Raw genomic sequence first — 13,287 nt, 5'->3', positions numbered from 1 at the left:
CAGCGGATTTGTCAATACTTTTTTAGCCGAGGGTCAGTTGTTCTGCCGTATCATCGGCGCGGATGATGGCACCTGTCGCGGGCAGGGTGCGCACGCGGTAGCGGTGGGCATCGGTCAGTTCCAGCGTGTCGCTGGGGGTGATGCGGGTGATCTTGGCGTTCTTTTTCAGCGTAACTACGTTGACACCGGCGGAATCGCGGGTGGCTTTTTCAGGGATGAGCGCCGTGGCCGCCAGCAGCAGACGGTTGTTGGAGGTAAAGATGGCCAGCTCGGTTTCCTCAGGCAGGTAGCGCATAAAGGCCAGCTCGTCCTTGTCGCTGTACGCCTTCAGCAGCTTGCGGCGGTTCTGCTTGGTCTCGTAGCTGGACAGCGGCACCTTGGCGCACTTGCCGCCCTTGAAGAAGAACAGCATCCAGCCCTTGTAGTCGGGCGTGACCACCATATACAGCGGCACCTCGCCCTCGTCCATGCCAAGGCTGGAGGCAACGTAATCGCCCAGCACGCTCGCCTTGCTGTCGGCAAAGTCATAGGCGTGGGACTTGTAGACCTGATGGTGGTTGGTAAAGAACAGCAGCTCTACACTGTTGGTGGCCTCGCAGGTGAACAGCACCTCGTCGCCGTCCTTGAGCTTTTGCTCGCCGCTCATGCGCAGGCTCTGGGGGGTGATTTTTTTGAAGTACCCCTCGCGCGTGAAGAACAGGTTGACGGGGTAATCCGGCACCTGCTGCTCCGGCTCCTCCGCCTCGGCGGCGGGCAGCTCGTACAGAATTTCGCAGCGGCGGGGCTTGCCATACTTTTTGGCGACGTCGGCCAGCTCACGCATGATGATTTTGTTGATGCGCGCGGGACGGTTCAGGATATCCTGCAAGTCCTCAATGGCCTTTTCCAGCTCCTCGATTTCCTCGGTGCGCTTGAGAATATATTCGCGGTTGAGGTGGCGCAGCTTGATTTCCGCCACATACTCGGCCTGCACCTCGTCAATGCCGAAGCCGATCATCAGGTTGGGCACGACCTCGGATTCCTCGGCGGTGTTGCGCACGATTTCGATAGCCTTGTCGATATCCAGCAAAATAGCCTTTAAGCCTTGCAGCAGGTGCAGCCGCTTTTCCTTGCCTTTCAGGTCGTAGTAGGTGCGGCGGCGCACACACTCGGCGCGGAAGGCGATCCATTCCAGCAGGATATCGCGCACACCCAGCACGCGGGGCTGCCCGCCAATCAAGACATTGAAGTTGCAGGCAAAGCTGTCCTCCAGCGGGGTGGCTTTGTACAGGCGGTTCATCAGCTTGTCGGGGTCCTGACCGCGTTTGAGGTCGATGGTCAGCTTCAAGCCGTTGAGGTCGGTCTCGTCACGCATGTCGCTGATTTCGCGGATCTTGCCCAGCTTGACCAGCTCGGTGATCTTGTCCATGATAGCTTCGACCGTGGTCGTGGGCGGGATGCGGGTCACGTCAATGCAGTTATTGGCCTTGTCGTAGCTCCACTTGGCGCGCACACGCACACTGCCGCGGCCGGTTTCCAGCACGCTGTTCATCTCGTCGGCATCGTACAGAATCGTGCCGCCGCCGACGAAATCCGGTGCGGGGATAATTTCCCGCAAGTCCGCCTTGGCGTCCTTCATCAGGGCAACGGTGGCGTTGCAAAGTTCCTCCAGGTTAAAGGAGCAGATGTTGGACGCCATGCCGACGGCAATGCCCAGCGTATTGTTGGCCAGAATCGTCGGGAAGGTGACGGGCAGCAGGGTCGGCTCGGTGGTCGTGCCGTCATAGTTGGGCACAAAATCCACGGTGTCCTTGTCGATATCGCGGAACAATTCGTCGCAGACCGGCTCCAGCTTGGCCTCGGTATAACGGGCGGCGGCGTAGGCCATGTCGCGGCTGTACGCCTTGCCGAAGTTACCCTTGGAGTCCACAAAAGGCACCAGCAAACTCTCGTTGGAGCGTCCCATTCGCACCATCGTATCATAGATGGCGGCGTCGCCGTGGGGGTTCAGGTGCATGGTGCTGCCCACGATGTTGGCGCTCTTGGTACGGTTGCCCTTCAGCAGGCCCATCTCGTACATCGTGTACAGCAGCTTGCGGTGGGCGGGCTTGAAGCCGTCGATTTCCGGCAGCGCGCGGGAAACAATGACGCTCATCGCGTAGGGCATATAGTTGATTTCCAGCGTGTCGGTGATGGGAGATTCCAGAATTTCACCCGCCGACAGGATTTCCACGTTGTCCCCCAGCTGGGGTCTGGCGGGGGTCAGTTTTTTCTCTTTCTTTTTAGCCATTACTCTATCCTCGGGGTTTCTATCAGCTTACATCCAAATCGTCCAGATATTCGGCGCCGTGCATGGCGATATGCTCTTTGCGGCCCTGCAAATTGTCGCCCAAAAGCAGGTCAAACACCTGCGAGGTGCGCTCGGCATCGGTGGGCAGCACCTTGATCAGGCGGCGGCTGTCGGGGCTCATGGTGGTCAGCCACATCATCTCGGGGTCGTTTTCGCCCAAGCCTTTGGAACGCTGGATCGTGTATTTTTCGCCCTCAATGCGGCGCAGAATGTCCGCCTTCTCCGGCTCGGTGTAGGCAAAGAAGGTCTTGTTTTTGGTGTTGATCTCGTACAGCGGGGACTCGGCGATATAGACGTAGCCCTTGTTGATCAGGGTCGGCGTCAGGCGGTAGAGCATCGTCAGCACCAGCGTGCGGATCTGGTAGCCGTCCACGTCGGCATCGGTACAGATGACCACTTTATTAAAGCGCAGATTGTCCAGATTGAAGCTGGCCAGATCCTTGTTGTGGCTGCCGCCCAGCTCGACACCGCAGCCCATGACACGAATCAGGTCGGTGATGATCTCTGACTTAAAAATGCGGGCGTAGTCGGCCTTTAAGCAGTTCAGAATCTTGCCGCGGATGGGCATGATAGCCTGAAATTCCGAGTCGCGGCTCTGCTTGACCGCGCCCATAGCGGAATCACCCTCCACGATATACAGCTCGCGGCGGGCGGCGTCCTTGGTGCGGCAATCGACGAATTTTTGCACACGGTTGGCGAGATCCATCTGCTGGGTCATCGTCTTTTTGATGGTGATACGCGCTTTTTCTGCGTGTTCGCGGCTTTGCTTGTTGATAAGCACCTGCTTGCAGGCTTTTTCGGCCTCGTCGGGGTGCTCGATAAAATAGACCTCGATCTGGTGCTTTAGGAACTCGGTCATCGCCTGCGCCACAAACTTGTTGGTGATGGCCTTTTTGGTCTGGTTCTCGTAGCTGGTGCGGGTGGAAAAGCTGGAGGATACCAGCACCAGGCAGTCCTGCACGTCGTTGAAGGTGATGGCGCTCTCGTTTTTCTTGTACAGGTTTTTCGATTTGAGCCAGGCGTTGATCTGGTTCACAAAGGCGGTGCGCACGGCGCGGTCGGGGCTGCCGCCATGCTCCAGCCAGCTGGAGTTGTGGTAGTATTCCAGCGTCTGCACCGTGTTGGAAAAGGCAAACGCCACGTTCATTTTGACCTGATAATCCGGCTGGTCGGCGCGGTCGCGGCCCGTGGCAGCGCCTGTGCAGAAATGCACGGGGGTAAGCCCCTTGTCGCCCACAATTTCGTTGACGTAGTCGGTAATGCCGTGCTCGTACAGATACTCGTACTTTTGCGGCTCCAGACCGGATTTGTCGTTGAAAACCATCGTCACGCCGTCATTTACGACAGCCTGCCGGCGCAGCATATCCTGAAACTGCGCGGCGGGGACGTTGATGTCGGTAAAGACCTCGGTGTCGGGCTTCCAGCGGATGACCGAGCCGGTGCGGCGGCCGGAGAACGGCTCTTTTTTCAGGCCGCCCACATTTTCGCCCTTTTTGAAATCCAGATGGTAGTGGAAGCCGTCGCGGTAGACATCGGCGGTCATCCACTCGCTGGCGTACTGGGTGGCGCACAGACCCAGACCGTTCAGACCCAGGCTGAAATCATAGTTGCCGCTGCCCTCGCCGTATTTGCCGCCGGCGTACAGCTCGCAAAAAATCAGTTCCCAGTTCCAGCGCTCCTCGACCTTGTTGTAATCCACGGGGATACCGCGGCCGAAGTCCTCGACCTCGACGACGTGTTCGGGGAAAAGGGTGACATTGATGCGGTTGCCGTGGCCGTCGCGGGCTTCGTCAATGGAGTTGGACACGATCTCAAAAATGGAATGGGCGCAGCCCTCCACACCGTCCGAACCAAAGATAACCGCCGGGCGCTTGCGCACACGGTCGGCACCTTTGAGCTGGCGTATGGTTTCGTTTCCGTATTCCTGTTGTTTCTTCGGCATAATTCTCCCTGCTTTATCGCTTTTTTACTATCTTCAAGTCGGATATTCTCCGGCGCATTTTGCGTAGATTCTAGGCAACACGGCAGAATTCTAAGTGCTGATACGGCGAGCGAGGTGCGGCAGCTGCTAAGCCAAAAGCACAGGCAATACTTTGTGTATTGGCGAGCATTTTGGCAACGCAGATGCCGTGCCGCAGCCGCCGGAGCGGTGCTTAAGCCGTAAGGCGGGAATTGTGCAGTGTTGCCTTTGTATTAAACCACAAAATAGGCGGGCTTGTCAAATTCTGTCCCCATTATATCACAACTTATGGTTGTATTTCAAGAGGTAAATTTCAATCGCTGTCCTTTCCGCAGGTGCAATCCTCCAAGCGGTTGCGGTCGCCCAGCAGCACGGTCCAGTATTCGCCGCCCTTGTAGCGAAAAACCACCCAATCGTACCCGGCGTATTTTTCCGTCGTGCGCTTTGTGACACGGTAGCTGCCAAGGGGCAGGTACCCCACCACGTCATTGAGGTTGGCGGTGTAAAAATACTCCGTCCGTTCGTTAAAAACGACCAGCTGTTTGTTTTGCACCTCCTGCAAGGCGGGGCCGTCGGCCCCGTAATTATTGAACCCGCCCGCCTTGATGGCCGGCAGAAAATCCTGGTAACTGCGGTTCAAATCGCATGCACCTGTAATGCCGTTTACGCTGCCGCTGCCGGAATACTGCCACATGGCATAGCTTCCGCGGTAGCCGAGTGTTTTGCGGTAGTCGGCCACCCACAGCGGATATTCACTGAGCGCCCCCGCGTTGATATTATCGTTGATATAGTTGGTGTAACTGTACCACCCTGCGTACCATTTGCGCTGGTACAGGATATCCATGGCATACTGCACCAGCGCCGTCAGCTGTGCACGGCCGAGGGTGGTCAGATTTTTGGATTCCACGTCCACAAAAACAGGGTATTCCAGGCGTATGCCTTGCAGGGCGTTCAGGAAAACCGTCAGCTCGTTGGCAACTGCCTCCTGTGTGCGGGCGTAGGTGTAATAGTAGGCACCGACGCGCAGCCCCGCCGCATGGGCGGCGTTGACATTCTGGTAAAAGTACGGGTCAATGTACAGTCCCCCGCTGCCGCTGGAACCGACGCGCACAATGGCAAACTGCTTGCCCGCCGCCGCCACCTGCGGCCAGTTGACGCTGCCCTGATACCGCGACACGTCAATGCCGTTTTGAAACACAGCCATAGTAAGCCCCCCTTTGCGGATATAGTATGCCGCCGGGCGCCGGATTGTTATTACGGGACGAAAAAGGCGCCGTTCCCAAAAAAGGGAACGGCGCCTTGCACGGTCACATCATACTGAACAAATCCACCTGGCTGGTTTCGGGCAGGCTGCCCAAAGCGCCCACCGCGCGCAGCTTATCGAACACCGAGTTTGCCACGCCGCTGGCCTGCTGCAATTCCTCCACCGAAATATACTGCTGGCCGTTCATGGTCGCCTGTTCCAACGCAATGGCGGCGGCATCGCCCAGACCGCGCAGCGAGGTAAACGGCAAACGGACCTTGCCGTCCTCCACCACATACTTGCTGGCATAGCTCTTGCCCAGTTCAATGGGCAAAAATTCGCAGCCGCGCTGCAGCATCTCGTTTTCCAATTGCAGGCTGACCAACGCATCGTCATCCTTGGCGGTGCGCTCGTCCTTGGGGATCGCCTCGTTTTCTTTCAGGTGCTGTTTGGCTACCCGCACACCGCCGACGGCCGCCTCGTAGTCGATATCCGCACCGCGCACGGTAAAGTACACGGCATAGAAAATCGCAGGGTGATACACCTTGAACCACATCAGCCGAATGGCCGCCATCAGGTAGGCCACGGCATGGGCTTTGGGGAACATATACTTGATCTTGCGGCAGGATTCAATATACCAGTCGGGCACATCGTGCTCCCGCATGGCTTCCTCCCACCCGGCCTTAAAGCCGCCCTTGGCCACCTTACCCTTACGCACGGCCTCCATGATGTCAAAGGCCATTTTGGGTTCCAGCCCCTTGCGCAGCAGGTACAGCATAATACTGTCACGGCATCCGATGACCTCGGCGATCGTGCAGGTACCGGAGCGTATCAGCTCGTCGGCGTTACCCGTCCAGACGTCGGTGCCGTGGGACAAGCCGGAGATCTGGATCAATTCCGAGAAATTCTTCGGCTGGGCGTCCAAAAGCATCTGACGCACAAAGTTGGTGCCCATTTCGGGGATGCCGAAGGTGCCTGTGCGCGAACCGATCTGCTCCTCGGTGACGCCGAGGGCGGCAGGGCTGGTCAGCAGGCTGTAGACTTTTTCGTCGTTCATCGGCACCGAGTCGATGGGTATGCCGGAGTATTCCTCAAAATACTTGTAGAAGGTCGGCACATCGTGGCCCAGCTCGTCCAATTTAAGCAGGGTGTCGTGCAGGTACTTAAATTCAAAGTGGGTGGTCAGCAAGCCGCCCTTGACGTCGTCCGCAGGGTGCTGGATGGCACAGAAATCGTAGATATCAAAGGTATCCGGCACAACGACCATGCCGCCGGGGTGCTGCCCCGTGGTGCGCTTGACGCCCGTGCAGCCGATGACAAGGCGGTTTTCCTCGGCACGGTTGACGGTTTTGCCGCGCTCCTCCAGATACTTTTTGACGTAGCCATAGGCGGTCTTATCCTGCAAGCCGGACACCGTGCCCGCCTTAAAGACGTTCTCCTTGCCGAAAAGCTCCTCGGTATAGCGGTGTACGCAGGACTGATACATACCCGAAAAGTTCAGGTCGATATCGGGTTCCTTGTCGCCGTAAAAGCCCAGAAAGGTTTCAAACGGGATATCATGCCCTTCCACGATCATCTTGGTGCCGCAGACCGGGCAGTTTTTATCCGGCAGGTCAAAGCCGTCAAAGTGCACACCGTCGTTGATCCACTCGCTGTGCTTACACTCGGGGCAGAGATAGTGCGGCGGCATGGAGTTGACCTCCGAAATGCCGGAGAAGTGCGCCACGGCGGACGAGCCGACCGAGCCGCGGCTGCCCACCTGATAGCCGCCCGCGTTGGAGTACGCCACCAGACGCACGGCAATGACATACAAAACCGCGTAGCCGTGCCCGCAGATGGAATCCAGCTCTTTTTTCAGCCGCTTTTGCAGTACGTCCGGCAGCGGTGTGCCGTAGTCGCGCGCGGCGTGTTTCCATGTATCATCGCGCAATTCCTGCTCGGCACCCGGAATACTGGGCGGGTAGGTTCCCTTGGGGATGGCGCGCAGGTTGTTGTCGATGGTGGCGGCGATCTTGTTGGGGTTGGTCACCACGACCTCCAAGGCTTTTTCCCTGGGCAGGTAGCTGAAATCCTCCAGCATATCATCGGTGGTGCGGAAATACAGCGGCGCCTGGTTGTCGGCATCCTTAAAGCCGTTGCCCGCCTGAATGACCGCACGGTAGATCCAGTCCTCCGGCTCCTGGAAGTGGGAGTCGCCGGTAGCGACAACGGGCTTGTGCAGGTCCTCGCCCAGCTTGATGACGGTGCGGTTGAAGTTTTTGATGGCTTCCATGGAATCCACCTGACCGTTGCGCACCATAAACTCGTTGTTGCCCAGCGGCTGCACTTCCAGAAAATCGTAATACTCGGCAATGCGCAGCAGCTGCTCATAGGGCTGCCCCGCCACAATGGCGCGGTACAACTCACCCGCCTCGCACGCCGAGCCGAGCAACAGCCCCTCGCGGTACTGGTTCAGCAAACTGCGGGGTACGCGCGGCTTTTTGAAGAAATACTGCGTGTGCGCCGCGCTGACGATGCGGTACAGATTTTTAAGCCCCACCTGATTTTGCACCAAAATAATAAGGTGGTAGTATTTCTTTTTCAGCACCTCTTTGTTGCCGCCAAGACCCGTGTTGATGGACTCGACATTGTGGATGTCCTTTTCTTCCAGATCAGCCAGCATCACCTCAAAGATGCGCGCCAATGCCATGGCATCGTCCACGGCGCGGTGGTGGTTGAACGGCGGAATTTCCAGGTGCTTGTTGATGGTGTCCAGCTTATAGTTGCGCAGCCCGGGGAACAGCGCCTGCCCCATAGGCAGCGTGTCGATGTAGGTGTTTTCGTCAAAGCTGACGCCCGCGCTCTCCCCTGCCTTGCGGATAAACAGCATATCAAAGCTGTGGGCGTTGTGCGCCACCAGAATGTGGTCGCCGCAGAATTCCTTGAAGGCGCGGATGGCTTCGTCCGGCGTGGGGGCGTCCGCCACCATGGCATCGTTGATGCCCGTCAGCTCCACCACGCGCGGCGGAATGGGCTTGCCGGGGTTGACGAAGGTGCAGAATTTCTTTTCCGCGTTGATTTTGCCGTTTTCGACAAACACCGCGCCGATTTCGGTCAGGCGCTCGGTATGCGGGTCCAGACCGGTGGTTTCGGTGTCGAACACAACAAAGCTGCCGTCCAGCGGCATTTTGGCACCGCCGTACAGCGCGGGGATCATATCATCGACAAAATACGCCTCGCAGCCGTAAATCAGCTTGAAGCCGGGGTCGCTTTCGTGGATGGCATCGGTGGCCAGCATGGCTTCGGGGTAGCCTTGGCAGACGCCGTGATCGGTGATGGCGACGGCGCGGTGTCCCATACGGTGCGCCAGCCGCACGATCTTGCCGGGGTCGTTGAAGCCGTCCATCGAGCTGGACTTGGTATGCAGGTGCAGCTCCACACGCTTTTGCCCCTCGGGCGCGGTATCCTGCCGCTGCGCGCGCTCTACCTGCAGGACATCATAGGGCAAAATGACGTAGTCATGCTCATATTTGTCATACATATAGTTGCCGCGCACGATCAGTGTGGTGCCGGGCTTCAGCCCCTCCCACTTGGACATATCGGCGTCCTCGTCCCCCAGAACTTTGAGGTTGACCGAGCCCGAATAGTCGGTGATGGAAGTGAAATAAATCTTGCGGCGGCTGCCCTTGACCTCGGTGGCAAAGACATCGCCCCAGACCGTCACCTTGCCGCCGTCGCCCAGATCGTTTAAGCGGCGGGTCTCGGCAGGCTTGAAGTTTTTGCCGTAAAACAGCTTGACCGGCTTGTTGGTAAGCGCCAGCCCCTCGATGGTGAAATCGGGCGGGGTTTCCTTGGCCTCAAACTTGATGACGGGCGCTTTCTCCTGCAGGTATTTTTCAAATTCTTCCTCACTGCGCGCAGCGCCGCTGTCAGCCAAACGCACAATGGGCAGTGCCTCGGTGCGTTCTTGGATCAGCTCTGCCAGCACCTTGGGGAATTCCACGCTCTCCAGAATCGGGCGTCCCGCGTTGACATGCACGGTAATGCCGTCCGCCCCAAAGGTTACGGGCTGCTTTTTGTCCAGAAATCCGTTGACGGGCATACCCCGCTGCTTGAGCTCCTCAATCATCAGCGCGACGGATTCGGGGGTGATGTTGGGGTAGGCAAAATAGTTTTTGACCTGCAGCTCATACCCGGCAAAGGTGTCCTGCAAGGACGCACAAAGGCGCCCGCACAGCGCTGAATCCAGTGGTTCGGCACTGCGCAGGCAGATTACGACCTGTCTTTTTGTGCGGTACAGCTCAACGCGCTCCACCAAAACGGTGGAGAACGCATTGCAGAACTGGGCATCGGCCGTGAACTGCGGCCATACCTGCGTGACAAAAGGTTTCAAATGGACACCTCTGATGCGTGAAAATATTACAGCTTGTGGATCTCCTCCAGCAGCTGGCCGACAATGTCGCCCTTGAGCATACGGATCTTCTCGCCGCGGATGAACAGCAGCGCTTCGTTCTTGCCGCCCGCAATGCCGATGTCCGCATCGCTGGCTTCACCGGGGCCGTTGACAACGCAGCCCATGATGGCGATTTTCAGCGGCTTTTGGAAGCCCTCGTCCCGCAGGCGGGCTTCGACCTCCTGTGCGATTTCGATCATCGGGTACTGGGTGCGCCCGCAGGTCGGGCAGCTGATGATCTCCGGCCCCGCCACGGCGTAGCCGACGGCGCGCAGGATGTCATACCCCGCGTAGACCTCGTTTTCCGGCTCATCGGTCAGGCTGACGCGCAGGGTGTCGCCCAGGCCTTCCAGCAGCAAGCCGCCGATGCCCATGCCCGACTTGATCAGCCCCATACGGTTGCCGCCCGCCTCGGTCACGCCGACGTGCAGGGGGTAATCCGTCTGCGCTGCCAGCAGCCGGTAGGCGGACATCATACGGGGTACATTGCTGGATTTGATCGATATAACGATATTATTAAAGTCGTGCTTTTCCAGCAGACGCACATGGTACAAGGCGCTTTCGACCATAGCCTCCGGCACGGGGGCGCCGTACTTGGCAAGGATATGCTTTTCCAGACTGCCGCCGTTTACGCCGATGCGGATGGGTACATTTTTGGCGTTGCAGGCATCCGCCACCGCCTTGACGCGGTCATCGTCCCCGATGTTGCCGGGGTTGATGCGGATCTTGTCGGCACCGGCGTCCAGAGCCGCCAGCGCGGCGCGGTAGTCAAAGTGGATATCGGCCACAACGGGGATATCCACGGCCTCTTTAATGGCGGACACCACGGCGGCATCCTCCGGCGTGGGCACGGTGACGCGCACGATCTGGCAGCCCGCCTTGGCGACGCGCTGTGCCTGTGCCACGTTGCCGGCAATATCCTTGACCGGCACGTTGAGCATGGTCTGCACGGCAATCGGGTGGTTGCCGCCGATGGTAATATTGCCGATTTTCACTTCCCGTTTCAGTTGACGGTTCATGGTTGTGCCTCCTTAAAAAATGCGTATCACGTCCTGCATGGTCACAAACAGCATCAGCCCCATAAGCGCCAGCATACCCGCCGCATTGATGACGGCCTGCGCACGCAGGGGCACGGCACGCCCTGTCAGCGACTCAAACGCCAAAAACAGCAGCTTGCAGCCGTCCAGTGCGGGAACGGGCAGCAGGTTGAAGATGCCGATGTTGATGGTCAGCAGCGCCATCAGCGAGACAACGTCCTGCCAGCCGTAGGAGATGGCCTGCCGCACCACCGCGACGGTGCCCACGGGGCCTGTAAGCTGATCCATGCCGGTCTTGCCGGTGGCAAGGTCACCGAAGCTGCGCAGGATCATCGTGCTGTAAAAGCTGAAGAAATCCACCGCCTGATTCAGCACGGCGCGCGGCGTTCTGGCCACACCCACGACGCGGAAGTCGATGGGGCTTTTCAGCGCGCCGTTTTCGTCCTTTTGGGGGGCAACGGTCACACCGCGCAGGGTCATGACCTCACCGCCCCTTTTTATGACGAGCGTATGTTCTTTTTGCGTGCCGTCAAAGCTGTTCAGCAGCGAAAAGCTGCTGCGGCAGCGGGTGCCGTCCACCCACAGAATCTCGTCCCCTGCCTGCAAATAGGCGGCGCTGGGTGCGTTTTCGGTAAAATCCGCCACGCGGTTGGAGCCGAGCACCTGCATGGAGAGCGCCAGCACCAGCATGAGCGCCGCCCCCAGCAAAAAGTTCATCAAAGCTCCCGCCAGCGTCACCAAAAAGCGCTGCTGAGGCGGGGCTTCCTCAAAAGAAAGGTTCTCCATCGGGGCGGGAAACAGCGGCTTGTCCTGACAGGTCAGGGCGTTTTCCTGCGCAGCATCGTCAGTTTCATCCTCCGAGGCAGGAGTCTCGAACAGGTTGTAGCCGCCCAGGGGCAGCAAACGCAGCGAGTAGCGGGTGCCGTTTTTGCCGGTGAAGCCCCACAGGCGCGGCCCGATACCGACAGAAAACTCCTCGACACGGATGCCCGCTGCCCGCGCGGCCAAAAAATGCCCCAGCTCATGCACAAGCACCACACTGCCGAACACCAACAGCGATACAGCGGCAGTTATGAAAAACGTCATAGGAACCTCTCAAAAAATGCGGTGTCGCCCATAGATTTTACAGATGGCTTTCGACATACGCGCGCGCCATGCGGTCGCACTCGTACACATCGTCCAACGTGTAATCGCCGCCGAAGGAATCGCTGTCCACGATGCCCTCGACCAGGCGGCCGATGTCCAAAAAGCCGATTTCATCCCGCAGGAAATGCGCCACGGCGGCCTCGTTGGCACCGTTGGCGGCACAGGGTGCCAGCCCGCCCTTGCGGATGGCCTTTTTGCAGGCGGCCAGACAGCGGAAGGTCTCGTCGTCGGCCTGGGCGATGCTCAGCTTGGTCAGCGCCGCAAAGTCCAGCTCCGGCACGGGGCTGGGCATACGCTCGGGCCAGGTCAGCGCATACTGGATGGGGATGCGCATATCCGGCACGCCCAGCTGCGCCAGAATGGAATGGTCGCTGAACTGCACCGCCGAGTGGATGATGCTTTCGCGCTGGACAACGATTTGGATCTTATCCTCCGGCAGGCCGAAAAGCCACGCTGCCTCGATCAATTCCAGGCCCTTGTTCATCAAGGTGGCCGAGTCGATGGTGATTTTGGCGCCCATATTCCAGTTGGGATGCTTGAGGGCATCCGCCTTGGTCTTGGTGCGCAGCTGCTCGGTCGTCATGCCGAAGAAGGGGCCGCCGGAGGCAGTCAGCAGGATCTTTTCCAGCGTTTTGGCGCTGTGGGCGTCCTGCAGACACTGGAAGATGGCGCTGTGCTCGCTGTCCACAGGCAGCAGGTGCACACCGTGTTTGGCCACGGCATCGGTGACCAGATGGCCGCCGGTGACAAGGCTTTCTTTGTTGGCCAGTGCCAGGTCGTGGCCGCTTTCAATGGCGGCGAGGGAGGCGGGCAGACCGGCAATGCCGACCACGGCGTTCAGCACCGTTCCGGCGCCGTCCATGGCAGCAAGGGTGCGCAGCCCCTCGGCCCCCTGCAGCAGCTTGGGCGCATCGGCCTGCCCTGCCAGCGCAGCGGCGAGTTTTTCATAGGCGGAAGGCTCCGCCACGGCCACATATTCGGGGTGGAATTCGTTGATCTGCGCAAGCAGTTTCTCCACGCTGGAGTTGGCCGCAAGGCCGAACACCTTGTAGCCGTGCATGCGCGCCACGTCCAGGCTTTGGGTGCCGATAGAACCGGTAGAGCCAAGCAAGGTAATTGTTTTGCTCATACTATCGTCCT

7 protein-coding genes are annotated in these 13,287 nt (G+C 58.8%); all 7 read right to left on the bottom strand.

The features are described 5' to 3' along the window. Nucleotides 1-22 precede the first annotated feature (22 nt). The 7 genes from Q0I19_RS02600 to dxr all read right to left on the bottom strand — a co-directional run bounded on the left by Q0I19_RS02600 (nucleotide 23) and on the right by dxr (nucleotide 13,276). A complete protein-coding gene (locus Q0I19_RS02600; protein WP_294758166.1) occupies nucleotides 23-2,269 on the bottom strand; it encodes a DNA gyrase subunit A in 2,247 nt (748 codons plus the stop codon). Between the two features lie 22 nt (nucleotides 2,270-2,291). After that, entirely contained in the window at nucleotides 2,292-4,271 is a 1,980-nt protein-coding gene (locus Q0I19_RS02595) for a toprim domain-containing protein (RefSeq protein ID WP_294758168.1), read from the bottom strand. Nucleotides 4,272-4,602: 331 nt separating this feature from the next. Then, nucleotides 4,603-5,493, bottom strand: coding sequence for a GH25 family lysozyme (locus Q0I19_RS02590; protein WP_294758170.1), 891 nt, complete (start codon nucleotides 5,491-5,493; stop codon nucleotides 4,603-4,605). A 103-nt stretch (nucleotides 5,494-5,596) separates the two neighbouring features. Continuing rightward, nucleotides 5,597-9,904 carry a PolC-type DNA polymerase III gene (locus tag Q0I19_RS02585; protein WP_294758174.1) on the bottom strand — a complete coding sequence of 1,436 codons (4,308 nt, stop codon included), beginning with the start codon at nucleotides 9,902-9,904 and terminating at the stop codon, nucleotides 5,597-5,599. A gap of 26 nt (nucleotides 9,905-9,930) precedes the next feature. Then, nucleotides 9,931-10,983 (bottom strand): flavodoxin-dependent (E)-4-hydroxy-3-methylbut-2-enyl-diphosphate synthase, encoded by a 1,053-nt coding sequence (gene ispG, locus Q0I19_RS02580; RefSeq protein WP_294758176.1) that lies wholly within the window; start codon nucleotides 10,981-10,983, stop codon nucleotides 9,931-9,933. A 12-nt stretch (nucleotides 10,984-10,995) separates the two neighbouring features. Next, nucleotides 10,996-12,087: a M50 family metallopeptidase gene (locus Q0I19_RS02575; RefSeq protein ID WP_294758178.1), complete on the bottom strand. Its 1,092-nt coding sequence runs from the start codon at nucleotides 12,085-12,087 to the stop codon at nucleotides 10,996-10,998. A gap of 37 nt (nucleotides 12,088-12,124) precedes the next feature. Then, nucleotides 12,125-13,276 (bottom strand): 1-deoxy-D-xylulose-5-phosphate reductoisomerase, encoded by a 1,152-nt coding sequence (gene dxr / locus Q0I19_RS02570; protein WP_294758180.1) that lies wholly within the window; start codon nucleotides 13,274-13,276, stop codon nucleotides 12,125-12,127. Between the last annotated feature and the right edge of the window lie 11 nt (nucleotides 13,277-13,287).

Origin of the sequence: uncultured Gemmiger sp., from assembly GCF_934561205.1 — a bacterium.
In the GTDB taxonomy this organism is placed as follows: Bacteria; Bacillota; Clostridia; order Oscillospirales; family Ruminococcaceae; genus Gemmiger.
Note: the sequence above shows the minus strand (reverse complement) of the source record. Positions and strands in the feature narration are given on the sequence as shown.